At 51.2% G+C, this 24,442-nt stretch carries 23 protein-coding genes; 14 read left to right on the forward strand and 9 right to left on the reverse strand.

Translation table 11 applies throughout. The features are described from left to right. Nucleotides 1-59 precede the first annotated feature (59 nt). The 10 genes from ilvC (at nt 60) to leuB (ending at nt 10,812) form a co-directional block, all read left to right on the forward strand. On the forward strand, nt 60-1,073 hold the full coding sequence (ilvC, locus tag LCH85_23750) for a ketol-acid reductoisomerase (GenBank protein MCA0355021.1): 1,014 nt from the start codon (nt 60-62) through the stop codon (nt 1,071-1,073). A gap of 86 nt (nt 1,074-1,159) precedes the next feature. Continuing rightward, on the forward strand, nt 1,160-2,827 hold the full coding sequence (locus LCH85_23755; GenBank protein ID MCA0355022.1) for a 2-isopropylmalate synthase: 1,668 nt from the start codon (nt 1,160-1,162) through the stop codon (nt 2,825-2,827). A gap of 45 nt (nt 2,828-2,872) precedes the next feature. After that, on the forward strand, nt 2,873-3,697 hold the full coding sequence (gene pheA / locus LCH85_23760; GenBank protein ID MCA0355023.1) for a prephenate dehydratase: 825 nt from the start codon (nt 2,873-2,875) through the stop codon (nt 3,695-3,697). Between the two features lie 30 nt (nt 3,698-3,727). Then, nucleotides 3,728-4,177, forward strand: coding sequence for a four helix bundle protein (locus tag LCH85_23765; GenBank protein MCA0355024.1), 450 nt, complete (start codon nt 3,728-3,730; stop codon nt 4,175-4,177). A 44-nt stretch (nt 4,178-4,221) separates the two neighbouring features. After that, on the forward strand, nt 4,222-5,817 hold the full coding sequence (gene cimA / locus LCH85_23770; protein ID MCA0355025.1) for a citramalate synthase: 1,596 nt from the start codon (nt 4,222-4,224) through the stop codon (nt 5,815-5,817). A gap of 37 nt (nt 5,818-5,854) precedes the next feature. Further along, nucleotides 5,855-6,778: a branched-chain amino acid transaminase gene (locus LCH85_23775; protein ID MCA0355026.1), complete on the forward strand. Its 924-nt coding sequence runs from the start codon at nt 5,855-5,857 to the stop codon at nt 6,776-6,778. After that, nucleotides 6,775-7,179, forward strand: coding sequence for a GNAT family N-acetyltransferase (locus LCH85_23780; GenBank protein MCA0355027.1), 405 nt, complete (start codon nt 6,775-6,777; stop codon nt 7,177-7,179). The genes LCH85_23775 and LCH85_23780 overlap by 4 nt, the downstream gene beginning before the upstream one ends. 206 nt (nt 7,180-7,385) lie before the next feature. Continuing rightward, nucleotides 7,386-8,801, forward strand: coding sequence for a 3-isopropylmalate dehydratase large subunit (gene leuC / locus LCH85_23785; GenBank protein ID MCA0355028.1), 1,416 nt, complete (start codon nt 7,386-7,388; stop codon nt 8,799-8,801). Nucleotides 8,802-8,963: 162 nt separating this feature from the next. Then, the gene (leuD, locus tag LCH85_23790) at nt 8,964-9,554 is read left to right on the forward strand and encodes a 3-isopropylmalate dehydratase small subunit (GenBank protein ID MCA0355029.1); all 591 of its coding nucleotides are present in this window, start codon (nt 8,964-8,966) and stop codon (nt 9,552-9,554) included. Nucleotides 9,555-9,738: 184 nt separating this feature from the next. Then, nucleotides 9,739-10,812: a 3-isopropylmalate dehydrogenase gene (gene leuB, locus LCH85_23795; protein ID MCA0355030.1), complete on the forward strand. Its 1,074-nt coding sequence runs from the start codon at nt 9,739-9,741 to the stop codon at nt 10,810-10,812. 48 nt (nt 10,813-10,860) lie between these two features. Here the strand turns inward: leuB and LCH85_23800 are convergent, their stop codons facing one another. The 7 genes from LCH85_23800 to def all read right to left on the reverse strand — a co-directional run bounded on the left by LCH85_23800 (nt 10,861) and on the right by def (nt 18,071). Beyond that, the gene (locus tag LCH85_23800; protein ID MCA0355031.1) at nt 10,861-12,015 is read right to left on the reverse strand and encodes a glycosyltransferase family 4 protein; all 1,155 of its coding nucleotides are present in this window, start codon (nt 12,013-12,015) and stop codon (nt 10,861-10,863) included. Between the two features lie 178 nt (nt 12,016-12,193). Then, nucleotides 12,194-12,688 (reverse strand): DinB family protein, encoded by a 495-nt coding sequence (locus LCH85_23805; protein ID MCA0355032.1) that lies wholly within the window; start codon nt 12,686-12,688, stop codon nt 12,194-12,196. Nucleotides 12,689-12,695: 7 nt separating this feature from the next. Next, on the reverse strand, nt 12,696-13,856 hold the full coding sequence (locus tag LCH85_23810) for a flippase-like domain-containing protein (GenBank protein ID MCA0355033.1): 1,161 nt from the start codon (nt 13,854-13,856) through the stop codon (nt 12,696-12,698). 33 nt (nt 13,857-13,889) lie between these two features. Continuing rightward, nucleotides 13,890-14,843: a GDP-mannose 4,6-dehydratase gene (locus LCH85_23815; protein ID MCA0355034.1), complete on the reverse strand. Its 954-nt coding sequence runs from the start codon at nt 14,841-14,843 to the stop codon at nt 13,890-13,892. Continuing rightward, nucleotides 14,840-16,264 carry an O-antigen ligase family protein gene (locus LCH85_23820; protein MCA0355035.1) on the reverse strand — a complete coding sequence of 475 codons (1,425 nt, stop codon included), beginning with the start codon at nt 16,262-16,264 and terminating at the stop codon, nt 14,840-14,842. Before LCH85_23820 ends, LCH85_23815 begins: the two co-directional genes overlap by 4 nt. A gap of 105 nt (nt 16,265-16,369) precedes the next feature. Further along, nucleotides 16,370-17,326: an SDR family oxidoreductase gene (locus tag LCH85_23825; protein MCA0355036.1), complete on the reverse strand. Its 957-nt coding sequence runs from the start codon at nt 17,324-17,326 to the stop codon at nt 16,370-16,372. A gap of 109 nt (nt 17,327-17,435) precedes the next feature. Beyond that, nucleotides 17,436-18,071, reverse strand: a complete 636-nt coding sequence (gene def, locus LCH85_23830) for a peptide deformylase (GenBank protein ID MCA0355037.1) — start codon at nt 18,069-18,071, stop codon at nt 17,436-17,438. A gap of 157 nt (nt 18,072-18,228) precedes the next feature. Here def and LCH85_23835 point away from each other — a divergent pair, with 157 nt between their 5' ends. The 4 genes from LCH85_23835 to LCH85_23850 all read left to right on the forward strand — a co-directional run bounded on the left by LCH85_23835 (nt 18,229) and on the right by LCH85_23850 (nt 22,980). Continuing rightward, on the forward strand, nt 18,229-19,992 hold the full coding sequence (locus tag LCH85_23835) for a DUF839 domain-containing protein (GenBank protein MCA0355038.1): 1,764 nt from the start codon (nt 18,229-18,231) through the stop codon (nt 19,990-19,992). A 74-nt stretch (nt 19,993-20,066) separates the two neighbouring features. Continuing rightward, nucleotides 20,067-20,387: a hypothetical protein gene (locus tag LCH85_23840; protein ID MCA0355039.1), complete on the forward strand. Its 321-nt coding sequence runs from the start codon at nt 20,067-20,069 to the stop codon at nt 20,385-20,387. Between the two features lie 183 nt (nt 20,388-20,570). After that, nucleotides 20,571-22,157, forward strand: coding sequence for a HAMP domain-containing histidine kinase (locus LCH85_23845; GenBank protein ID MCA0355040.1), 1,587 nt, complete (start codon nt 20,571-20,573; stop codon nt 22,155-22,157). Nucleotides 22,158-22,176: 19 nt separating this feature from the next. After that, nucleotides 22,177-22,980 carry a hypothetical protein gene (locus LCH85_23850; protein ID MCA0355041.1) on the forward strand — a complete coding sequence of 268 codons (804 nt, stop codon included), beginning with the start codon at nt 22,177-22,179 and terminating at the stop codon, nt 22,978-22,980. 8 nt (nt 22,981-22,988) lie between these two features. Here the strand turns inward: LCH85_23850 and LCH85_23855 are convergent, their stop codons facing one another. Further along, nucleotides 22,989-23,648, reverse strand: a complete 660-nt coding sequence (locus LCH85_23855; protein MCA0355042.1) for a redox-sensing transcriptional repressor Rex — start codon at nt 23,646-23,648, stop codon at nt 22,989-22,991. A 226-nt stretch (nt 23,649-23,874) separates the two neighbouring features. After that, entirely contained in the window at nt 23,875-24,435 is a 561-nt protein-coding gene (locus tag LCH85_23860; GenBank protein MCA0355043.1) for a hypothetical protein, read from the reverse strand. Nucleotides 24,436-24,442: the final 7 nt, after the last annotated feature.

The following is a 24,442-nucleotide window of genomic DNA, read 5'->3' on the forward strand; positions in this document are numbered from 1 at the left end:
AAACACGGGTAGCAATTGTTCATCGTTCAGCCCATTAGTTATATTGAGGAACTCATTCAATGGCAAAGCTTTATTACGATAACGATGCAGATCTTGGACGCTTGGCTGGCAAAACTGTGGCGATCATCGGTTATGGCTCACAAGGCCACGCCCACGCCTTAAACTTGAAGGATAGCGGCGTGCAGGTGGTGGTTGGTTTGCACGAAGGTAGCAAATCAAAGGCCAAAGCCGAAGCTGCGGGCTTGCAAGTGTTGAGCGTTGGCGAGGCCACCAAGGCTGCCGATGTTGTCATGGTGTTGGTGCCAGATACCACCCAAGCCCAACTCTACAGCGATGAAATTGCCCCGAACTTAAAGCCCACTGCAACCTTGATGTTTGCCCACGGCTTCAATATTCGCTATGGTCAAATCGTGCCACCTGCTGGCGTTGACGTTTCGTTGATCGCGCCAAAATCACCTGGACATCGCGTCCGTGAAGTATTCGAGCATGGCGGCGGCGTACCAGGTTTGGTCGCAGTGTATCAAGATGCCAGCGGCGAAGCCTTGCAAAATGCTTTGGCCTATGGCAAAGGCATCGGTTGTGCTCGCGCTGGTGTGCTCGAAACCACCTTTGCCGAAGAAACCGAAACCGACTTGTTTGGCGAACAAGCGATTTTGTGTGGCGGGGTTTCGGCCTTGGTCAAAGCAGGCTTTGAAACTTTGGTCGAAGCTGGCTATCAACCAGAAGTTGCCTACTTTGAATGTATGCACGAACTCAAGTTGATCGTCGATTTGTTCTACCAAGGCGGCTTGAGCTATATGCGCTACTCGGTCAGCGATACCGCCGAATGGGGCGATTACATTGCTGGGCCACGAGTCGTGACCAGCGAAACCAAAGCTGCCATGAAACTGTTGTTGGAAGAGATTCAAAATGGCGCATTCGCCGAAGATTGGATCGAAGAAAACCACACTGGCCGCGCTCGTTTCAACAAATATCGTTCAACCGATGTTGGCCACCAAATCGAGCATGTTGGCCGCGAATTGCGCTCAATGATGCCTTTCGTCAATCCAAAAGAAATTAACCCAGGCAGTTAATTTAGGGGCTGGGGGTCAGGGGTCGGGGATCGGGCGTAATAAACCGATTCCCAACTCTCACATTCGCCCTCATTACGGAGAACTTTATGACCAGCGATTATGTACGCATTTTCGATACAACCCTGCGCGACGGTGAGCAATCACCAGGCTGTACCATGCATCTGCACGAAAAATTGGAAGTTGCCAAGCAATTGGCACGAATGGGCGTGGATATTATCGAAGCAGGCTTTCCGGCAGCCTCACCTGGCGATTGGGAAGCAGTTAACCAAATTGCCAAGAGCGTTGGCACTGCTGATGGCCCAGTTATCTGTGGTTTGGCTCGCGCCGTCAAAAGCGATATCGAAGCCTGTGCCACGGCGATTGCCCCAGCCGCCAAAAAGCGTATTCATACCTTCCTTTCAAGCTCAGATATTCATATCGAGTATCAATTGCGCTCGACTCGCGAGGAAGTGCTGACGAAAACCCGTGAGATGGTGCGCTTGGCTAGCTCGCTTTGCGACGATGTTGAATTCTCGCCGATGGATGCGACCCGTTCCGACATCGAATTTATGTATCAGATGCTGGCGATAGCGATTGAAGAAGGCGCAACAACCTTGAATATTCCTGATACCGTGGGCTATTCCACGCCTGAGGAATATGCAGCGTTGCTTCGGGGGATTATCGAAAACGTACCTGGCGCTGCCGATGTGATTATCTCGACCCATTGCCACGACGATTTGGGCTTGGCGGTGGCGAATTCGTTGGCTGGCGTTCGAGCTGGCGCACGCCAAATTGAATGCACAATCAATGGCATTGGCGAGCGAGCTGGCAATGCTTCGTTGGAAGAAGTGGTGATGGCTTTGGAAACGCGCAAGCAATTTTATGGCCTGAGCACCAATATCGACACAACCCAACTAACGCCTAGCTCACGCTTGTTGAGTGCCTGCACCAACACCCAAGTGCCACCCAACAAGGCAATTGTTGGCGCGAATGCCTTCGCTCACGAATCGGGCATTCACCAAGATGGGGTGTTGAAGCACCGCATGACCTACGAAATTATGAGCGCTGAATCGGTTGGCCAAGATGGCAATGCCTTGGTTTTGGGCAAGCACTCAGGCCGTCATGCCTTCCGTCATCGGGTCCAAGAGCTAGGCTATAGCTTCGATGAAGCCACGATCAACCACTTGTTCGCCCGCTTCAAAGATGTGGCTGATCGCAAGAAATATGTTGATGATCGCGATGTTGAAGCGTTAATCAGCGATGAAGCAGGCCGCCCAAGCCCAGTTTATGAATTGGAGCATGTGCAATTTGCCTCAGGCGTGAACGCCATCCCAACTGCGACCGTGCGCATGCGCGGCCCCAACGGCGAAGTCAAAATCGAATCGGCCCAAGGCACAGGCCCAGTCGATGCAGTCTATTCGGCGATCAACAAGGTTGTGCTAACTCCGGTTACCTTGCTCGAATTTGCGGTCAACGCAATCACCGAAGGCATCGATGCGGTTGGCGAAGTTAGTGTGAAAGTCGTCGAAGGCAAGCACAAACATGTACGTGGCGTGCTTACCGATAAAGCAACTGATGCTAAAGTTTGGCGTGGCAATGGCGTTAATGTTGATATCATCGTTGCTGCCGCCGAAGCCTATGTTAGTGCCTTGAACAAATTGCTAAAAGCTCGCCAAGAACGGCTTAAGCAAGAAACCACTGCCCGCATGGAAGTTGCTAGCGCAGCTCCAGGCGTGGATTTATTCGGTGGCTCGACGCTCGGTCGCTATGAATAATTATTGGGATTGGTGTAAATCAATCTCACTAGCCCAAACGAACTTATGAAAATTGCTTATCTCGGCCCGGCTGGTACATTCAGCGAAAAAGCAGCGTTGGAAGCGGGCGACCAACAATCCACCTATTTGCCAATGGCAAGTATGCCCGCTGTGATTACGGCTGTTGAAACTCGTGCGGTTGATTTGGGCATTTTGCCAATTGAAAACTCGCTCGAAGGGGCAGTCAGCATCACGCTTGATGTGCTGATTCACGAAACTCGCCTGCGGATTTGTCGCGAAATCGTGATTCCGATTCGGCATATGTTGGTGGCCAAGCCCGATGTGCAACTCGATACAGTCGAAGTGCTTTACACCCATCAACAACCGCTAGCGCAATCGCGCCGTTTTATCGAACGCTGCTTGCCGAATGTGCCAACCGTGGCCGCGTTAAGCACTGCTGCTGCATTGGTCGAAGCGCTCGCCGATGAGCGCCGCGCCGCCGCATTGACCACCTTGCATGCTGCCGAACGCGCCCAAGCCAATATCTTGGCCTACGATGTTCAGGATAACAACAATAATCGCACGCGCTTTGTGGTGTTGGCTCCTGAGGATGCCGCACCAACGGGCGACGACAAGACTTCGCTGATGTTCACTGCCAAAATCAATCGCGCAGGAGCGTTGTACGAAGCCTTGGCAATTTTTGCCCAAGCTGGCATCAATTTAAGCAAAATTGAATCACGGCCAGCCAAAGCCGAGCTTGGCGATTATGTCTTTCTGGTTGATATCGATGGCCATCGCCATGAGCCAGCCGTTGCCGAAGCCCTACAAAAGCTGGCACAGATCGCTGGCACAGTCAAGATTTTTGGTAGCTATCCAAAGTTTAGAACATAGAACATAGAGCATAGAGCATAGGAGCAGGTGATGCGGGAAACATATTCATATCGCAATTTGATTATGTGGAATAAAGCTCAAGAATTGGTTATGGATGTGATTCAACTGATCAGCAATGTACCAAATTCATGGAGTAATGCAGTAATCGTGCGCCAAATTGTTAGTTCTGCTACGTCGATTAGCGCCAATATTGCCGAAGGTCATGGCCGGTTTAGTCTCGGAGCACACAAAAATCATCTTTCGATTGCCCGTGGCTCTGCTGCGGAAACCGATAATTGGGCGAATACCCTATTTCGGTTTGGCTACATTGACGATGATGCAGAAAAGCGCATTCAACAACGTTGTAATGAAATTATTGCAATGTTATCAAGCAAGATGCGCAAACTTGAACAATCCCAACAAACCTTGCACGAATCAGTAGCAGTATATCAAATTGATGTCCAATTCAATCTCTTTGATGCTGATGATTACATTAGTTGATTTATGTTCTATGTTCTATGCTCTATGTTCTAGGAGTGTGACACATGCAAATATTTTTATATGATACAACACTGCGGGACGGCACTCAACGCGAAGGGCTTTCGTTATCTTTAGCTGATAAATTGAAAATCGCTCGCGAACTTGATCGCTTTGGCATGCACTATATCGAGGGTGGTTGGCCTGGCTCGAACCCCAAGGATGCAGCATTTTTTGCCGAAGCTGCCAAAATGGAATGGAAGCACGCCAAAATTGCCGCTTTTGGTTCAACCCGTCGTGCCAACAGTAAACCTGAAACCGATGCCAATCTCAAGGCCTTGCTTGATGCCAACACGCCTGTGGTAACCTTGGTTGGCAAATCGTGGACATTGCACGTGACTGAGGTGCTGGAAACGACGCTCGAAGAAAATTTGGCCATGATTCGCGATAGCGTGGCATTGATGAAAGCCCACGGCAAAGAAGTGATTTACGACGCTGAACACTTTTTTGATGGCTACCGCGCTGATAACGATTATGCCCTAGCCACAATCAAGGCTGCCGCCGAAGCTGGCGCAGATTGGATTGTGCTATGCGATACTAACGGCGGTTCATTGCCCGATTGGATTAGCGCCGTGGTGCAGCGGGTCAAGGGTAAAATCAACACTCAACTGGGCATTCATACCCACAACGATAGCGAATTAGCAGTAGCCAATTCCTTGGCCGCAATTGTTGGTGGTTGCCGCCAAGTTCAAGGCACGATCAACGGCTATGGCGAGCGCTGCGGTAACGCCAACTTAATCTCGATCATTCCCAATTTGCAACTGAAAATGGGCATGTTCTGTGTGCTTCCTGATCAACTGCAACGTTTAACCGAGCTTTCGCGCACCGTCAGCGAAATTGCCAATTTGAACCCCGACGAGCATGCCGCCTATGTTGGCAATAGCGCTTTTGCCCATAAAGGCGGGATACACGTCGCGGCTGTGGCGAAAGTTGAGCATTCCTACCAGCATATTGAGCCAGTTCAAGTGGGCAATCGCAAACGGGTGGTAATCAGCGAGCTTTCAGGCCGTGGTAACATCAAAATGCGAGCCGAAGAATTGGGCGTGGAAAGCACAGGCCTCGAACGCGGCGTGCTCGAACGCGTTAAATTGCTCGAAAGCAAAGGTTTTCAGTTTGAAGCAGCCGAAGGTTCATTTGAACTTTTGGTGCGCCGCGCCGCTGCCGATTACGAAGCGCCTTTCAAATTGCTCGATGTTGTCACAATTGTTGAGCAACGGCGTGGGGTTGAGATGCAGGCCGAGGCGACAGTTAAGCTGCAAATTGGCGATGAAATTTATCATACAGCGGCTTCAGGCAATGGCCCCGTTAACGCACTCGACCAAGCCATGCGCAAAGCCTTGCTCTCACGCTACCCCGAATTGGCCGAAGTCCATTTGGTCGATTACAAAGTGCGGATTCTCGATTCGGAATCGGCGACCGGAGCAACTACACGAGTGTTGATCGAAGCAGCTATGGGCGACGAACGTTGGACAACCGTCGGCTGCTCCGAAAATATTATCGAAGCCAGTTGGCAAGCCTTGGTTGATTCGCTGGAATTGCCCTTGGTTCGTGCTCGCAGCAACCAGCCAGTGCTACTCAAACACGCCGCAACTGTGGCCGCCTAAGGCCAAGCATCATTCATTGCTATAAAAGGAACACTGCATGTCAATCAAACCGACCAAATTTATTTGGATGAACGGCGAATTGGTGGAATGGGAGAAAGCCACGGTGCATGTGATGAGCCATGCCTTGCACTACGGTTCATCAGTGTTTGAAGGCATTCGCGCCTACAACACGCCCAACGGCCCAGCTTTTTTCCGTTTGCAGCCCCACCTGCGCCGTTTATACGATTCGGCCAAAATTTATCGCATGCCGATTCCTTTTGATCAAGCGCAATTGGCTGATGCCTGTCATGCGGCAGTTCGTGAAAATGGCTTAGACTCAGCTTATCTGCGACCCTTGGCTTGGCGTGGTTATGGTGTGCTAGGGGTCAACCCGCTGGCAGCGCCAGTCGATGTGATGATCGCTGCCTTGGAATGGGGAGCCTATCTTGGCCCCGAAGCCCTAGAATTGGGCGTTGATGTTTGCGTTTCGTCGTGGAATCGCACAGCACCGAATACTATTCCTACCATGGCCAAAGCTGGCGGCAACTATCTTTCATCACAATTGATCGTGATGGAAGCAACGCTCAATGGCTATGCTGAAGGCATCGCGCTTGATGTCAATGGTGTGTTGAGTGAAGGTAGCGGCGAAAATCTGTTCATCATTCGTGATGGCGTGATTTATACCACGCCGGTAACCGCCGCAATTTTGCCTGGCATTACCCGTGATAGCGTGCTGACCTTGGCCAAAGAACATGGTTATGAAGTGCGCGAACAAGCCTTACCACGCGAAATTCTGTATCTTGCCGATGAAATGTTCTTCACAGGCACAGCCGCCGAAGTTTCGCCAATTCGCTCAGTCGATGGCGTGCAAGTTGGCGAAGGCAAGCGCGGGCCAATCACCACCGTTCTACAAGAGGCCTTCTTTGGCTTGTTCAACGGCAAAACCGAAGATAAATGGAATTGGCTGGAGTATCTGCGATGAGCATTCGTTATAGCACCGACGTTGTGATTAGCGCCGAGCAATTCGTGGCGGTGCTGAATGCTTCAACTCTTGGCGAACGCCGCCCTGTTGATGATTTGGCTCGCATGCAAACCATGCTTGCTAACGCCGATTTGGTGGTGACAGCGTGGGATGGCGAAAAGCTCGTCGGGGTTGCTCGCACGATCACCGATTGGTGCTATGCCGCCTATCTTTCCGATTTGGCAGTTGACCAAACCTATCAAAAACAGGGCATTGGTCGTCAGTTAATTGAGGCTACGCGCGAAAAACTTGGCGATCAATGTTCCTTAGTCTTATTAGCAGCGCCCGCCGCCGCCGATTATTACGCCAAAGTCGGCTTTGAATGGATCGAACGTGGCTGGCAAATTAAACGGACAAGTTGAGGAAGCCGAAACCACGAAGAACACGAAGAGCACGAAGTTAAGGATGAAGAATGAAATTAATCAATAGAATGAGAATCCTTAGCGATCTTCGCGTCCTTCGCGGTTCCATTCATCCCATGCTAGAGATTTGGGGTTAGTGGCAAAGAGTGGGTAACCGATCCCCAGCCCTAGACCCCCGACCCCTCAATATATAACTGGAGAACCCAATGGCCAAGACATTATTTGAAAAAATCTGGGATGCCCATGTTGTTCAAGCTGCTGACGCTGAATCGCCAGCAACCTTATATATCGATTTGCACTTGGTGCACGAAGTTACCTCGCCGCAAGCCTTTACGATGTTACGTGAACGCGGCTTGACCGTGCGTCGCCCAGCCCAAACCCTTGCCACGATGGACCATAGCACCCCAACCACGCCACGCGGCGCTGATGGGATTATTCCAGTGACCGATGTGATCGCTCGCAAACAGCTTGATCAATTGATCAAAAATTGTAGCGATTTTGGCATACCATTGTACAACTTGGGCACTGAAAACCAAGGCATTGTACACGTAATTGGGCCAGAACAAGGCTACACCCAGCCTGGCATGACAATTGTGTGTGGCGATTCGCACACCAGCACCCACGGCGCATTTGGAGCCTTGGCCTTCGGCATTGGCACCAGCGAAGTTGGCCATGTGTTGGCAACTCAATGTTTGTTGCAGCAAAAACCCCAAACCGCCGAAATTCGCATCGATGGCACGCTACGCCCCGGCGTGACCGCCAAAGACATTATCTTGGCGATTATTGCCAAAATTGGCGTAGGCGGCGGCACGGGCTATGTGCTCGAATACACTGGCTCGGCGATTCGCGCCCTGTCGATGGAAGAACGCATGACCATTTGTAATATGTCGATCGAAGGTGGAGCACGGGCTGGCCTGATTGCGCCTGATGAAACAACCTTTGCGTGGCTGAAAGATCGGCCACATACGCCCAAGGGTGAAGCATGGGATGCTGCGGTCGAATATTGGCGCACGTTGCCCAGCGATGAAGGCGCAACCTACGATTTGCAAGTGGTCTTGAATGCCGACGAATTGGCTCCGATGATCACCTACGGCACAAACCCAGGCATGGGCATTCCGGTCACTGGCAATGTGCCAGCACCCAGCGATTTGGCTGATGATAGCCAACGTATGGCCTTGGATAAAGCCTTGAATTACATGGGCTTACAACCAAACCAACCGCTGATCGGCCAAAAAGTCGATGTAGTGTTCCTTGGCTCCTGCACCAACTCGCGGATTTCGGATTTGCGGGCGGCGGCCAAAGTGATTGAAGGCAAAAAAGTTGCCGACGGCCTGCGGATGTTGGTCGTGCCTGGCTCACAACAAGTCAAGCGCCAAGCCGAAGCTGAAGGCTTAGACCAAATTTTCCGCGCGGCAGGCGCTGAATGGCGTGAAGCTGGCTGCTCGATGTGTATTGCCATGAACGGCGATCAATTGCAACCTGGCCAATATGCGGTTAGCACCAGCAACCGCAACTTTGAAGGTCGCCAAGGCAAGGGCGGGCGCACCTTCCTCGCCAGCCCGCTGACCGCCGCCGCCACCGCGATCAACGGCCATATCGTCGATGTACGCGAAATCTTATAGAAGGATGAATTATGAAGGATGAGGGATGAAAGTTAAATTATGAAATATGAATTATGAAGGATGAAGAATATATTGATGATATTTATGAATTCAATCATCCTTCCGATATGTATTCATAATTCATCCCTCATCCTTCATCCTTTCAAATAGGGGTTTTCAAAAATGCAACCAATTAATACCTTTCAGGCCAAAGCAGTGGCCTTACCAATCGAAAATATCGACACCGACCAGATCATTCCTGCTCGCTACTTGAAAGTTACCGATAAAAATGGCTTGGGCGAAGCGCTGTTTACCGATTGGCGCGGCGAGCCAGATTTTGTGCTGAATCAACCATATGCCCAAGATGCTGGTGTGCTAATTGCAGGCCATAACTTTGGCTGTGGCTCCTCGCGTGAGCATGCGCCGTGGGCCTTGCAAGGCTTTGGCTTCCAAGCAGTGATCAGCACCTATTTTGCTGATATTTTCAAAGGCAATGCTTTGAAAAACGGCCTTTTGCCAATCGTGGTCGATGCGCCAACCTTGGCTCGTTTGACCGAGCAATGCCTCGCCAACCAAACCATCGATGTCAGCGTTGACCTTGAAAACCAACAAGTGCATGTGGCTGGCGAAACCATCAGTTTCCCAATTGATGCCTTCTCCAAACATTGCTTATTGCATGGAGTCGATCAATTAGGCTATATTCAAGCCCAAGAAACTGCAATCCAAGCCTATGAAACTAGCCATGCCGCCCGCGTCAATACGGTTGGAGTTTAACAATTTATTGAAACCACGAAGAGCGCGAAGAACGCGAAAGTAGAGTTTTAAACATGTGGGAATCAGGGAATCCTTCTGGTGATTTCCTGATTCTGTTATATTTGCAGTACTCTACAGCTCTACATGGTTAATGGTGAAGTATTTACTCCACCGCTTGTTGGTTAAATTAGCAAGGAGTGTTTTGATGCAAGCAACAATTGCTTTATTACCAGGCGATGGCATCGGCCCCGAAGTTGTCGCTGAGGGAGTTGAGGTGCTCAAGGCTGTCGGTGAACGCTACGGCCATAGTTTTAGTTTCAGCGAAGGCTTAATCGGTGGTTGTGCGATCGATGCCCACGGTACAGCTTTGCCCGAAGCGACAATCGAAATTTGCCAAGCTGCCGATGCAGTGCTACTGGGCGCGGTTGGTGGCCCCAAGTGGGACGATCCCAAGGCCAAGGTTCGACCTGAACAAGGTTTGTTGGGCATTCGCAAAACCTTAGGCTTGTATGCCAATTTGCGGCCTGTGACGGTCACGCCAGCCTTGGCTAGCCGCTCACCCTTACGCCCCGATTTGGTCGAGGGGGTCGATTTGTTGGTGGTGCGCGAATTAACTGGCGGGATTTACTTCGGCGATAAAACCTGTGTCTACATTCGCCCCGACGAAGAACAAGCCGTCGATACCTGTGTCTACACAACCAGCGAAATCGAGCGCGTGGTGCGGCGGGCTTGTGAATTGGCGCGGACTCGCCGTGGCAAAGTTACCTCGGTTGATAAAGCTAATGTCTTGGAAACCTCACGCTTATGGCGGCGCGTTGCCAGTCGGGTAGTTGCCGAAGAATTCCCTGATATTCAGCTTGAACATATTTTGGTCGATGCCTGTGCGATGCACTTGTTGCGCCGCCCTGCCGACTTCGATGTGATTGTGACTGAAAATATGTTTGGCGATATTTTGACCGACGAAGCGTCAATGCTGGCTGGCTCGTTGGGCTTGTTGCCATCGGCCTCGCTTGGCGCGGGCAAAGCAGGCTTGTACGAGCCAATTCACGGCAGCGCTCCCGATATTGCTGGCAAAGGCGTGGCGAATCCACTGGCGACAATTTTGAGCGTGGCTTTGCTGTTGCGTTATTCCTTGGGCTTGGATGCCGAAGCTGAGGCAGTCGAAAAAGCGGTGTATGCAACGATCGATGCAGGTATTTTAACTGGCGATTTAGCGCCCGCTGGCCAAGGCCGCTCAACCAAAGAAGTTGGGGCAGCGGTGTTGGAACGCTTGGGCTAAGCATCAATTACGCCCCTGGTTCAATGGCGAGCTAGGGGCGCTGGCATTTTAGGCTTGTTGCTCCAGTAATTCGTATAACCCCAAAACTCCCAAACCAGTGCCTTCCCAGGTAAATTTAGCGGCTTGGCGTGGGCCTGCTTCAGCCAAACTTTGGCAAAAATCAGGCTCAGTTAAGATTTTTTGTAAAGCCGCTGTTAGTGTCGCTGTATCATGAGGATCGACCAGCAAGGCCGCGTTGCCGGCAATTTCGGGCAAACTGGAGATGGTTGAGGTAATCACGGGCGTGCCACACGCTTGAGCTTCAACAATCGGTACGCCAAATCCTTCATACAACGAGGGATAAACCATGGCGGTCGCGCCGCTGTAGAGCTTGGGCAAATCGCTGTCGCTCACAAAATCCAAGAAGATGACTGCTTGCTCAAGGCCATGGCGTTGTACCGCTGCATAAATTGGCTCGGCCAACCAACCACGTTTGCCGCCGATCACCAAGGGCTGGCTACGCAACTCAACGGGCAACTGGCCAAAGGCTTCGATCAAACGCTCAACATTTTTGCGCGGCTGCACCGTTCCTACATTTAAAAGGTAGCGTTCGGGCAAGCCTAAGCGTTGGCGCATTTCGGCAATTTCCGCCGCAGGCCGAGGATAAAAATCGCTGCCACTACCCGAATAAACGATTGTCGATTTAGCGGGTGCTGTGCCTAGCAAGCGCTCCATATCGGCTTTGGTTGCCCGCGAATTAACGTGAATATGGTCGGCGCGGCGCACATTGCGCGGCACAACCCCACCCAAATAACGCCGCAACTCAGGCGGTGCAGTTTCAGGGTGAATAATATAGGCAAAATCGTGAATCGAGAGCAGCGTTTTAGCCTTGGTTGGTGGCAGCACAAAATCAGTGCCATGCACCACATCAACCACCCCAACAATCGTCTCGACAGGCAAGGGCATGCGCAAGCGTTGCCAAAGAATCGTCAACAAACGCTCAGTAATTGGCATTGGGCGCGGCTTGATATTGGGCAAACGCCGTTGAAGCTCATGCAAGGCCTGCATCTGAGCACTTTTTGGGTCAAGCCCACGCGCAGCATACCACAGCGAAAAGCGATGCTGAGGCGCTGCCTGCGCGGCAACCTGAGTTATTTCGCGAACAAAGCGGCCAATTCCGCCGCCCTGCCGCACTGCTGCATTGTAATCAATTGCTATGTGCATAAGTTTTTTAGGGGTCGGGGGTCAGGGGCTGGGGGGCAGTTCACCATTCAATTCCCCAACACCAACCCGTAGCCAATCCACTTCCGATAGTCAATAGCCTAGAGCCTCATCCTTCATCCCTTCGCGTCCTTCGTGTCCTTCGCGGTTTCAGATCTTAGCATCTTTCGTGATGGCAATTTTACTGGCCCCTGGCCCCCAGCTCCTGACCCCTCGTTATCACCTGACCAATTTGCTCAAGATGCAGTTCGCCGTGACGGGCATAATACCGCGCCACTTGCTCAAGCGTCATTTCGCCATTTTCGGGATGCCAACCAGTGCGTTCAAAACTAGCTAAATCGAGCGAATTGACTAAGGTTGCCGCCCGTTCTTGCAAGCCTTGCAAAATCGTCAAGGATGTTTCGATTGCACCAATACTATCAGCGGTTGTGACCCATGTATCCTGCGCAAATGGCTTGAGCGTTGGGTAATCTTCCAACAACAAAAGTTTCATGCGAATAAACAAATTCATCTGGCCATCAGCAAGATGATGGATGTTTTGGGCGATTGTCCATTCATTCGGTATATAGGCCGTGTTCAATTGCTCAAGATCCAAACGATCGACCAAGGCGTGTAATTGAGCAGGCAAGTGTAAAATGGTCGCTACAAGTGCATCGCGTTCGCTAGCAGTTAACATGGCTGGCTCACTTTCGTTTGCTGAACAGATACAAAACCAACCCCAAAATCACGATGCTCCAATAATTGATGATCCGATCGAGAAACGCCACGGCAGTGCTGGTGGTTTGGCCCACGCTAAACAACATCATCACCCCAGCAATCCCAACCTCGACCAAGCCCAAGCCACCAGGCAAGGCCGGCACGGCGGTCAGCAACGAGCTAGCTAAGGCCACAAAAATAATTGCTGATAACGATAAGCCTAAGCCACCCATGGCCTCAATTACGAAAAACAAGCGCATCGACTCGCCCAACCACACGATGATTGTCAAAATCAGCAAAATTGGCAGGCGTGAAGGCCGAAACGATGAAAGCGTGCCTTCCTCGAAGCGAGCATAAAAATCGTGGAAACGTTGGGGCAAGGCGCGGCGAATCAACGGACTCAGATAGCGCATCGACATCAAACCAATGACCAGCAAAATCGTAAAAACAATCCCGATGATAAATAATTTTTCAGTCCAGCTATTGAGGTGACCTTGAAACACCAATAAGCCCGAAACCACCAACATGCCAAAGAGCACAATCATATCGACGATGCGTTCGGCGAAAATTGTGCCCAAGGTACGCGAGAATGAGGCGTTACCATTTTTCTTAACCAAATAGCCACGATAGGCATCGCCCAGTTTGGCGGGCACAACGCAGTTGGCAAACCACGAAAGCCCAATAAACTCGCTTAATGCCGCAAGCCCCGACCAATTTTTACGTGATTGCGGGCTATCAACCTCAAAGCCAGCGCTGCGCAAGATAATTCGCCAGCGCCAGGCCCGAATTGGAAAAAGACCATAGAAAACAATAAAACCAGCGCTATACAGCCAAAGATTGGTCTGAAGAATCTGCTGCCACATCTCGGCGAGGTTGATATCGGCTCGCCAAAATGCTAAGCCCAGAATCGCAAAGGCAATGCCAAACGAAGCCAGCGATTTGATATTCAGAAATTTGTCGCGCAGCGAAAAGCCGCTCGAACGCACATCGGCTAAATCTTCGGGCAGTGCCTCAGCGGGTAACGGAGCAGCCTCGGCGGCCTGTTCAACCAATTGTTCGAGCGATTCGGTTTCAGCCGGACGCGGCAAGCCTTGGTTGGTTTGCTCAGGGCGTAAACTAGCAGGATTTGCTTGCGTTTGCGATTTCATAATGATCCAGTTTGTTTCTAACACGATGCCGATCTAGCAATCGTACTCGGTTTTATACCAATGCCAATAGCGCTCTAGGCCATCCTCGATATCGGTGGTTGGCTTCCAACCCAGCAATTGTTGCGCCTTGGTGGTGTCGGCAAAGGTAATTGGCGGGTCGGCAGATGATAAAGGCTTGGCTTCAATAATTGCATTCAAGCCAGTAATTGCTTGCAGCGTATCAATAAAACTGCGTAGCATCACCGGAGTTGAGTTGCCTAAATTGAAAATATCAAAGGCGCGATCGCTATCGAGCACCGCAATCACCCCTGAAACAATATCGTCAACGTAGGTCCAATCGCGGTAAACATCAACCCCGCCATTGTAAAGCACAATTGGCTCTTGCTTGCGCATGGCCTCAACAAAAATTGTTGGGGTCATATCGGGGCGGCCTTTGGGGCCATAGACCGTGAAAAAGCGCACCACGCGGGTTGGAATTTGGGTTTGGTAGTGGAAGGTATAGGCTAGTAGTTCTGAGGCTTTTTTGGTAGCAGCATAGGGCGATAATGGTCGATCGGTGGCTAATTCCTCATGCCATGGAGTTGGCGCAAGCCCATACACCGACGACGTTGAGGCTTGAACAAAGGCCTGAATGCCATATTGAATCGCTGCTTGCCAGACATTGACCGAGCCTTCAACGTTGACTGCGCTATACAAAGCGGGGTATTGCAACGAATAGCGCGGGTTGGCCATGCCTGCCAAATGCGCTACATAGCTTGGACGATGTTGCTCAAACAAGGCCAATAAACTGGCCGGATCGCGCAAATCGCCTTCCCACAGTACAAAATTAGGATGATCAAGCAAACCTGCTACATTACGGCGTTTGCGTTCAGGGCTGTAATAATCGTTGAAATTATCGAATGCAATGACACGTTCGCCACGCTGCAACAGTGTTTCGCACAAATGCGAGCCAATAAAACCCGCACCACCCGTTACTAAATATGTCATGCACGCCACCCTTGGCGCTGTGTCAGAACCACACATAAGGCCCACACCGCGCTCAAATGAATTCCAAAATTCAATACATGGAGATTATCGAAAACGTTATGCAATTGAATGGCGGTTATGATACCACAGCAGCCAATTGCTACCATCTGCCAAACCGTGCCGCGCGTCGCCTGAATTGCCAAATAGGCTTGACGATAGACCGCCGCAATCAGCACGAGGTAGGCAATCAAGCCCAACATGCCAGCTTCTGCCGCAATATGAATGTAGTAGTTGTGCGAGTGGCCTTGTGATTCCGACCAACGCCCGACAAAAAATTCGGGATAGGCTCGATTGAAGTTGTCGGGGCCAACTCCGAGCAGCGGATGGGCCAAAAACATATTTGCCCCCGCTTGCCAATGCGCCATGCGTTCGACCACCGCAAAATTTTCGTCGGTAACTGTTACCCGCCCAGCATCAAAAATTCGCAAATTGTTGGTTAGGCTGCTAATTCGCTCGGTAATCACTGGCGGAAATAGCTCAGGCTGGCTGATAATTGCCAACAACAAGATTCCACCAAGGGCAATTAATGGCAAGGCTCGCCGTCGATCAACCGCCAGCAGCATCACCACCACCGCACCCATAATGCCAATCCAAGCGCCGCGCGAAAAACTAACCCCAATTGCCGCCAAAATGATCAGGCTTGTACCAGCACTCAAGGCCGAGCCAATTAAATAGTGCCAGCGTTGGCGCTGTTGCCACCAAAACCAGAGCAAGCCCAAGGCTACACTCAAAGTCATGGGCCACATCAACTCCAAAAAGCCGGCAAAGGTGTTGGGCTTACCGATTGTGCCATAAGCCCGCACAGTTTCGCCAATGGCAAATGGGCCAGCACCCACGCGATATTGCTGAATACCAATCAGTGCCTCAATGACCCCAACCGTGAACATCACCGCAATCAGGCCAATCGCGCGTTTGGGCGTGGTGATCGTGGCAACCGTCACCACAAAGGCCAGAAAGGCCATGAACCAACGAACCACTTGCTTCAAGGCATCAACCGCGTTGTATTCGGTTAGCCCCGCCGAGAGCAGCAAGGCCATCAAAAACAGGCTCCATGGCACGAGTAAGGTTGTATCGATGATGATTTTGCGCTGCGCCATGCCATACAGCAACCACGCCCCCAGCGCCATAATCCCAATCACATGGGTGGCGGTCAGGCCCAGCGGAAAGCTCAATAACTCTTGAAGCATAACCGTGGCAACCGTCAGGCTCAAACCTACGGCAGGCTGAATCAGCATGCAAACAAGCAGCATGCCACAAATAATTAACGTTGCTGCCTGCGTGAAGGGCAGCAGAGTAATAATTGCCACTCCTGCCAGCCCCAAGCTAGCTAGCAACCAATCCAATGGCTGCACGGAGCGCCAAGTTAATGCGTGACGCTGCATGGCCTTCCTCGGCTCTTTCGTTGCAAATGCGGCAAATCGATCGCATACCAAAAGCCCGAGCCATCCACGCCGATGCTCGGGAGTTTGGAATAGCCTATGTTGGGCTTATTTAATTTCGCCACGTTGGCGCAATTGCTCAGCAAACCACGGAATCGTTTGTTCCAAGCCCGCTTGCAAGGTGACTTGTGGCTCCCAATTCAGCACCCGTTTGGCTTTGCTAATATCAGGCTGGCGATTTTGTGGATCGTCTTTGATGCGCAGTTCGGGCTTAACCACCGTTCCAGCCGGATTGCCAGTCATGGCATTGACGATTTCGGCGAACTCGCGCATGGTGAACTCGTGAGGATTGCCAATATTAACTGGCTCGACCTCATCGGAGAGTAACAAACGATACACGCCTTCGACCAAATCGCCAACGAATTGGAATGAGCGGGTTTGCAAGCCATCGCCATAAAGGGTCAGTGGCTCGCCACGCAACGATTGTTGAATAAAGTTGGGTACAACTCGACCATCAGCCAAGCGCATGCGTGGGCCATAGGTGTTGAAAATCCGCACAATCCGTGTTTGCACGCCGTGGTAGGTGTGGTAGGCCATGGTCATGGCTTCGGCAAAGCGTTTGGCTTCATCGTAAACCCCGCGTGGCCCGATTGGATTGACGTGGCCCCAATAGGTTTCGGGTTGGGGATGAACTTGCGGATCGCCATAAACCTCAGAAGTTGAGGCGATCAAAAAGCGTGCGCCTTTGGCTTTGGCCAAACCGAGGGCATTGTGGGTTCCCAAAGCCCCAACCTTGAGCGTTTGAATCGGCAGTTCAAGATAATCGATTGGCGAGGCTGGCGAGGCAAAGTGCAAAACTGCATCGAGCGGGCCAGGCAAGAAAATATAGTTGGTCACATCGTGACGAATAAATTGAAAGCCTTCGCGGCCAACTAAATGGGCAATATTTTCAGGGTTGCCAGTGATGAAATTATCCATCCCAACAACCGAATGACCTTCGGCCAGAAACCGCTCACACAAGTGCGAGCCTAAAAACCCTGCTGCTCCCGTGATCAACACGCGCATCGTGAACTCCTTCAAACAGAATATTGGCGCAGAAGTCGCCCTATTCTAAACGCAGATTGCTTGGCTGAAAATTAATTGTCGCTAAGCGTTGCTTCGACGAAGCAGCTGCTTATTCATTGGTTGCCGATTCTGATTCGAGTTCAGCATCGGGGCGTTTTTTACGCGCCAACAAACCGCGCCGTTTGAGGCGTGCATTTTCACTTTCTTTGCGATAATCGACCAATTTGCTTTCTTCGGTCATGCGGTCGGTAAACATAATCCCATCAAGGTGATCAAACTCGTGCTGAGCAATATGCCCAACTTTGTAATCTTCAGCGGGAATATGGCGCAAGCGCTGTTCGCGACCCTTCAAATCGTAATATTTGATCGTTACCCATTTGTTGCGCGGCACTTTGGTATAGCGGCCAGGCATGCTCAAACAGCCTTCTTGCAGCATATGGGTTTCTTCGCTGGCTTTGATAATCTCTGGGTTGACCATCACATACAGCACGGCGGGAGCAATTTGGGTCTGCGTACCATCTTCATGTTCTTCGTATTGGGCTGGTTCTTCAATTACCACCACACGCCGCGAAACCCCAACTTGTGGCGCAGCAATGCCAACGCCGCGAGCTTCGCGCATGGTTTCAATCATATCATCAACTAAACCAGCCAAACTTTGATCAAAACTGGTGATGCGTTTGGCCTTGGCCCGTAACACCACTGCATCAGTTGGATCTTCTATTTGCAATACCCGACGTACTGCCATGGGGGAACCTCCTTGATTGTTGCTAGCGTTCATTATAGCACCCTCATTTCTTAATCTGATCTTTACATACTGATGAGTTGGGCTTGACATGGCTTACGTATGCTTTGGCTGTGTCCAGTTGAAATGAATGGTGTGTTGCCAACTTGGAGGGATTTCAATGACCAGCCACGATCAGCGTGCAGAGCGCAAAAGTATTTGGCACGATTTATTAGAACGTCGGATCAATCGCCGGACCCTTGTTGCCAGTGGTGCTGCCGCTGCTGCGGTCGCGGCCTTACCCTTAGATCTGCAAACTGCTGAAGCGGCGCACTATCATGCTCCATTGTCAGCCCCAGCCTTGGCTCAACGCCAAGCGCAAGGTTCATTGCCCTTCAAGCCAATCAGCCCCAGCACCGCCGACGATTTGATTTTGCCCGAAGGCTTCCGCTACGATTTGCTAGCCCACCGTGGCCACGATATGGGCGATGGCAGCTTGTTTGGCGAAAATGCCGATTTTCTGGCGTTCTTCCCAATCGATATGCTGCAAAAAGGCCTCGACCAAAATCGCCCACAATTTGGCTTTACCCGCAGCGATTTATCCAGCACCGATGGTTTGTTGCTGGTCAACCACGAATATATCAACCCCATGTTTATCTCGGGCTACACTGGCTCAGGCGCAAAATCTGGCGATCAAATCAACGCCGAAAAGCATATGGTTGGCATGAGTGTGATTCGGGTTAAGCGCAATAGCGATGGCCGTTGGTATTTCGACCAAACTGATACTGCCCACAATCGCCGCATCGATGCAACCACGCCAATCACCTTAACTGGCCCAGCCGCCACTATCGACGGTGGTCCAATGGCGATTGGCTCACTTGGCAATTGTTCCGGTGGCGTAACGCCTTGGGGCACAGCCTTGAGTTGCGAAGAAAACTTCCAAGATTATCCAAATCCAGCGCCAACTGGCTATGGCTGGGAACCAGAAATCTATGGCAAGCGCCACTATGGCTGGGTCGTCGAAGTTGATCCATTCGATAAAAACAGCACGCCACGCAAACATACCGCCATGGGCCGCTTCCGCCACGAAAATGTAGCGGTACGGGTTGGTGGCGACGGCACAGTTGTGGCCTATATGGGCGACGACAAAGCCGATTCATGCGTCTATAAATTTGTGGCTGACCGCAAATTGACCAACTTGGCAGATCGCCCAGGCAATATGCAAATTCTCGAAAGCGGCCAACTCTACGCCGCCGACTTCGCCAATGGCAAGTGGATTTTGCTCGATTACAATAGCCAAAGCGCCTTGCAAAGTGCCAAAGATAGCAAAGGCAATTTGCTATTCAGCTCACAAGCCGATGTTTTGGCCGATACCCAAGCCGCTGCCATGGCGCTCAAAGCCACGCCCGTTGATCGCCCAGAAGATATTGAAATTCACCCACTCGATGGCAGTGTCTATGTTGCCTTGACCAACAACACGGGCCACGGCAATTTCCACGGCCAAATCGTGCGTATGGCCGAAACCGACAATAATCCAGCTGCAACCAGCTTCGAATGGAGCATCTTCGCGGTTGGTGGCTCACAAAGCGGCTTCTCATCGCCCGACAACTTGGTGTTCGATGGTGAAGGCAACTTGTGGATGGTAACCGACATCTCATCATCACGCACCAATAAAGGGATCTACAAATTCCAAGGCAACAACGGTCTCTTCTTCTTCCGCACCAGCGGCCCCGATGCTGGGATCGCCTTCCAATTTGCCTCAGGGCCGGTGGAAAGCGAAATGACTGGGCCATGCTGGTCGCCTGATGGCCGAACCCTGTTCTTGGCGATTCAACACCCAGGTGAAGAATCCAAGAGCTTGACCGAACTGAGCAGCCACTGGCCAATCGGTGGTAACGAAGTGCCACGCTCAGGGGTTGTCGCAATTACAGGATTCAAGCGCTAGAATTTAGACCGCAGTTATAGCGCAGCCTCCAATGATGTGGGCTGCGCCTTTATTTTGAATTGTTTGGAGTTACGATGACTATGCAAGAACTTTTGGTTCACGAGCGCACGTTGTTAGGCGCTTTGGATAGTTTTGCTGGAACGTTGGTGCGCACTCGCCCGCAACTTGCCGCCGATTACAACGAATATCTCGACGATTTTGCTCAGCGCTGGATCGATAGTGGCTATCCCAACGAACTCGATAGCATTTCAACCTATTGGGTGCAAGCCTATTTGAGCAGCCTCAGTTTGGCGCAACGTGAAGTTGCCAAGGCCGCCTTGCATAGCTTTTTCGATTGGGCCGTGAGCCAAGGGTTAATTGATCAAGCCCCATTGAATGGTGGCTATCTTTCTTGAATCGTCTTGGCTTGCACCAAACCAGATTCTGCCCAACAACCCCAAATTCTCTACTAAATCCGAGCGCAGGCCGCTCGATTATCGGCATCAAGCACTGATGCTAGTTTGGGCGTGAGCAAAAAGCCGTCTTTGCTCACGCTAGGCCCAATTGCCTCAATGGGCAGCCTCGCGTACAATCGCCATATGCATGAACGCTGGAATCGCTTGTTGTATAGTCGTTGGTGGTATGCTGCGGCCTTGCTGTATTTGGCAGCAGCCCTGCTTTGGCCCGCACTCGGCAAACGTTCGGCCCCAATCAGTCGCTTGATTGAGGTGATTATTTTGCTGGTGTGTGTCGGGCGTTTTTGGCTGCCTGCAATTCAACGCCCGCATTCAGCCTTGGCGAAGGGCTGGCGAATTTTAGCGGTGCAATGGGGCATGTTGGCCTTCTATCGTGGCTTGGGTGGTTCGTTAACCAGCATCAAAGGCTTAAGCCAAGTTGCGCTGCCAATTATTATTTATGTGCCAACCGTGGTGATGGCTGGGGCATTTTTTGTCAGTTTGCCGTTCAGTCAGCGCCGCCGTAGTAGCATTGCGCTCGATTGGTTTGCCCTCAGCGTTGGCTTGATGATTATCACAACCATTGCGATTCGCCAAGTTGTACCGAATGTTGCTTGGTACGATGGCCTGTTTGTCGGTGCTGATCTTTCGTTACTCTATGCGCTTGATCTGATTCGCCAGCAGCAGCCTCAACGCTGGCAACAACTGTTTCGCCAACTGAGCAGCGGTATTTTGGCCTTGAGCTTGGTCGATTTGGCCTGGATTTTCGACCGAAGCAAGTTGGTTGTCTTGCCAATTGGCGCATTATATTGCGTGGCTTGGCTGATTTTAGCCCACGCTGCGGCGATTCATCCTAACGCTAGTAGCCCGCGCAGCGATCAGCTAGCGATCGATACCTTTGCCAAACGCAGCATTCCCTATGTGATTTTACTTGGTGGCTTGGCTTTTACAATTGCCACTGGCGAGTTGAATTTTGCATTGCTGCTACTGCCATTATTTTTGCTGCGGATCAGCGTTGAGATGAGCGAAGCCCAACAACTTTCGTTACGCCTCGAACAAGCGCGACGCGAGGCCACCCACGCCCGCGATGAAGCCGAATTTCTGCGCGAACTGTTGCGCTCATCAATTCATGATCTGCGTTCGCCGATCGATGGAGCCACAGGCCTAATTGGTGTGTTAGAAGTACAGCCACAACGCCCACAATTATGGAACTTGCTGCGCGTACAAATTGAAGATATCGGCCAGCAAATGCATGATCTGTTGGATATTGCCCGAGCACAAACCAAGGCCATGCTCCAACAAACTCCGGTCGATTTAGCCGAACTTTGTTGTGCTGAAACTGCTCGTTTAGAGGCCAGCGCCGCCTTTGCCCAAAAAGCCAACAAACCGCAAATTCAACTTAATATTCAAAATCTGCAAGTGCACACCAACCAACGCTTGCTTGGTCGGGCGATTTATAATCTATTGAAAAATAGCCTTGATCATGGTGGCGAGCAGATTCGCTTAATTGTTGAGCCACATGCTGAGCAGGTTAGCATCATTATTCACGATAATGGGGCTGGCTTTCCCCAGCATGTGCTCGATTTAGCCCCCAGCAACAGCGATGGGCGCGGCTATGGCTTTGGTTTACGCGGCGTTTTAGCCAATCTCAGCCTGATTGAGGCCAAACTTCAGCTGGAAAATCGCCAAGGCGCTTGGGCTTGTATCCAATTGCCCCGCCTATCAGCCTAGCGTTTCAGGAGGATTATCGGTGAGCTATCGTGCATTTGTGGTCGAAGATAGTGAGGTTCATGCCACTTTAGCCGAGCTGCTATTACAAGAAGCAGGCTTCGAAGTAACAATTTGGCGTTCAATTCGCCAGGCTTGGCATTGGTTCGAGCAGGATCAAAGCAAGCAACCCATGTTGGGCTTGTTGGATATTAAGTTGCCCGACCCAACCTTGCCGCGCTTGGAAAGCACAGTTTTGGCGGCAGCAATTAGCGATGCCGCCGCCCAAGGTCGTCATGCTCCAGTGCATTTGGTGGCGATCAGCAGTGAACTAACGCCACAACGCGAATGGGCGGCACTGGCTACTGGTTGTAGCGCCGTACTGAGCAAACCGCTAACCCCACTCAAAGCTCAATGGCTCGCCGAATTAATCACCCAGCCAATGCCAACCCTCAGCGACGAAATTAGCGCGGTCGCCTTTCGCCAAGGCCAACTCGATGTGCTAAATTTATTGGAGCTACAACAACGCCCGCCACGACGAATTTGGCATATTGAGGACGTGCGAAATCTGTTGGCAGTGCTCACAGCGGGGTTTCATGTGGGTGAGCAAGGGCGACAAGCAGGATTAAATTTACAACATGAATTTGGCGGATCAACCGCCGCTCATGTTGCATTACGGGCATGTTTGCCGTTATTGGAAAGCGAGCAAGCCCGTTTGCTAGGGCTTTTGCTGCATGGGGTTGCCCAACAAACCATCGCTGGCCGGTTGGGGCTTGGGCGACGCAAACTTGAGGGGCAGATTGAGCAACTTTTGCAACAGCTGGCCATTTTGCTGAGCCAGGGTTGATCGCTGGCTCAATGCTCGTTCATGGCGTGGTGTTCATCTTCACGCGAAAGATAATAGGTCATGCTATGCAACAGCGCTACCGGATCGATATGGCGCACCCAAACATTATCGGGGGTTTGCACCACAATTGGCGCGTAGTTCAAAATGCCTTGAACCCCGTTTTGCACCAATACATCGACGACTTCTTGAGCGCGAACCGCTGGCACAGCCACAATCGCCAAGCGAATATTATGCTCTTGCAAAATTTTCGGTAAATCGGAATCGGGCTGGACGGTGTTGCGGCCTAATTGCAAGCCAATTTTCGAGGTATCGTTATCGAAAACCCCAATAATATCGATGCCGCGGGTACGAAAGCCCTCGTAGCGAGCGATGGCCTGACCTAGTGGCCCGACCCCAACCAACACGACGGGCCAAACTTCGTGCAAACCCAAAATCCGTCGAATATGCCCCAGCAAATACTCGACGTTATAGCCAATGCCTTGCTTGCCAAATTCACCAAAATAAGAAAGATCTTTACGAATTTGAGCGGCAGTAACCCCAATTCGTTCGCCTAACTCCTGCGAGGAAACCGAACGAACACCTTCTTCAGCCAAATAACTCAGGCTACGTGCGTAAATTGGCAATCGCCGCACTACAACATCGGGAATTGCGTTGGGGGAGATGTCCATCCCGCACACTCCTTTGGAAACACCACAAAACGAGCCGCTCTTGCCAAGCGAATTTGAGGCTGCCCAACCGAGGCTCGCGCCCCGTCGCGCAGCTTAATTGATATTGTGAAGTATAGTGCAAACTATTGATATGTCAAGCGCTTTTAGGCGATTCTAATGCTTTGTTTAGCTAGCTCGATGGGCGATTTGGGGGGGGCTTGATTGATTTGGCGTGCAGGTTTGAGCCTCATTTGCTATGCAGTGGATACTCCATAAATACTCGGCCTGTTTTATCTACAATTTCGACTTTCACTGCTGGATTCGACAGCGAGACCAAGAGTGCCCGCAACCCAGACTCAGCCGGAAAATACAACACTTGACCATTTTTCAAAATAATTCTAGCTAGGCGGGCAACATCGTTGGGCATATACCCATAGACCACATAAAAAGGCTCATCGGGAATGGAAGCTTGGTAGACCCATGGTTCAGTTCCTTGATCGAGGGCATAAAAACTTGAGCCTTTTGAATGAAATTGTTGGGTTGCCTGATCGTGCCAGCCACTCAATATCCCCATGATCAAGCCATTCTTAGTTTTGAATGAAAGGACAAACAGCTGATCAACCTCTAAACCTGGAACTGCCTGAATCGCCAGATCGTGCATATCGGCAAAGTCGGGAGTTTGTTTTATAGTCTCTTCGATCGTTTGTTGCACACTGGGAGCGATTGGCGGCAGTGGGGTTGGCTGAGGGGCAGCATTAGCACAACCAGCAAGCATCAAACAAAGTAGCAACCAGTAAAGATATTTCATAGTAAGC

This window comes from Chloroflexota bacterium (assembly GCA_020161265.1).
Taxonomy (GTDB): domain Bacteria; phylum Chloroflexota; class Chloroflexia; order Chloroflexales; family Herpetosiphonaceae; genus Herpetosiphon.

Bases quoted from the DNA above. Each gene is read 5' to 3' on its own strand.
- LCH85_23815 (MCA0355034.1), bottom strand. From the start codon at position 14,843: ATGACATATTTAGTAACGGGTGGTGCGGGTTTTATTGGCTCGCATTTG.
- def (MCA0355037.1), bottom strand. From the start codon at position 18,071: ATGGCAGTACGTCGGGTATTGCAAATAGAAGATCCAACTGATGCAGTG.
- pheA (MCA0355023.1), top strand. From the start codon at position 2,873: ATGAAAATTGCTTATCTCGGCCCGGCTGGTACATTCAGCGAAAAAGCA.
- LCH85_23800 (MCA0355031.1), bottom strand. From the start codon at position 12,015: ATGCACATAGCAATTGATTACAATGCAGCAGTGCGGCAGGGCGGCGGA.
- LCH85_23855 (MCA0355042.1), bottom strand. From the start codon at position 23,648: ATGGACATCTCCCCCAACGCAATTCCCGATGTTGTAGTGCGGCGATTG.
- LCH85_23805 (MCA0355032.1), bottom strand. From the start codon at position 12,688: ATGTTAACTGCTAGCGAACGCGATGCACTTGTAGCGACCATTTTACAC.
- leuB (MCA0355030.1), top strand. From the start codon at position 9,739: ATGCAAGCAACAATTGCTTTATTACCAGGCGATGGCATCGGCCCCGAA.
- LCH85_23835 (MCA0355038.1), top strand. From the start codon at position 18,229: ATGACCAGCCACGATCAGCGTGCAGAGCGCAAAAGTATTTGGCACGAT.
- LCH85_23765 (MCA0355024.1), top strand. From the start codon at position 3,728: ATGCGGGAAACATATTCATATCGCAATTTGATTATGTGGAATAAAGCT.
- cimA (MCA0355025.1), top strand. From the start codon at position 4,222: ATGCAAATATTTTTATATGATACAACACTGCGGGACGGCACTCAACGC.
- ilvC (MCA0355021.1), top strand. From the start codon at position 60: ATGGCAAAGCTTTATTACGATAACGATGCAGATCTTGGACGCTTGGCT.
- LCH85_23860 (MCA0355043.1), bottom strand. From the start codon at position 24,435: ATGAAATATCTTTACTGGTTGCTACTTTGTTTGATGCTTGCTGGTTGT.
- LCH85_23755 (MCA0355022.1), top strand. From the start codon at position 1,160: ATGACCAGCGATTATGTACGCATTTTCGATACAACCCTGCGCGACGGT.
- leuD (MCA0355029.1), top strand. From the start codon at position 8,964: ATGCAACCAATTAATACCTTTCAGGCCAAAGCAGTGGCCTTACCAATC.
- LCH85_23810 (MCA0355033.1), bottom strand. From the start codon at position 13,856: ATGAAATCGCAAACGCAAGCAAATCCTGCTAGTTTACGCCCTGAGCAA.
- LCH85_23820 (MCA0355035.1), bottom strand. From the start codon at position 16,264: ATGCAGCGTCACGCATTAACTTGGCGCTCCGTGCAGCCATTGGATTGG.
- LCH85_23775 (MCA0355026.1), top strand. From the start codon at position 5,855: ATGTCAATCAAACCGACCAAATTTATTTGGATGAACGGCGAATTGGTG.
- LCH85_23840 (MCA0355039.1), top strand. From the start codon at position 20,067: ATGACTATGCAAGAACTTTTGGTTCACGAGCGCACGTTGTTAGGCGCT.
- LCH85_23845 (MCA0355040.1), top strand. From the start codon at position 20,571: ATGCATGAACGCTGGAATCGCTTGTTGTATAGTCGTTGGTGGTATGCT.
- leuC (MCA0355028.1), top strand. From the start codon at position 7,386: ATGGCCAAGACATTATTTGAAAAAATCTGGGATGCCCATGTTGTTCAA.
- LCH85_23825 (MCA0355036.1), bottom strand. From the start codon at position 17,326: ATGCGCGTGTTGATCACGGGAGCAGCAGGGTTTTTAGGCTCGCACTTG.
- LCH85_23780 (MCA0355027.1), top strand. From the start codon at position 6,775: ATGAGCATTCGTTATAGCACCGACGTTGTGATTAGCGCCGAGCAATTC.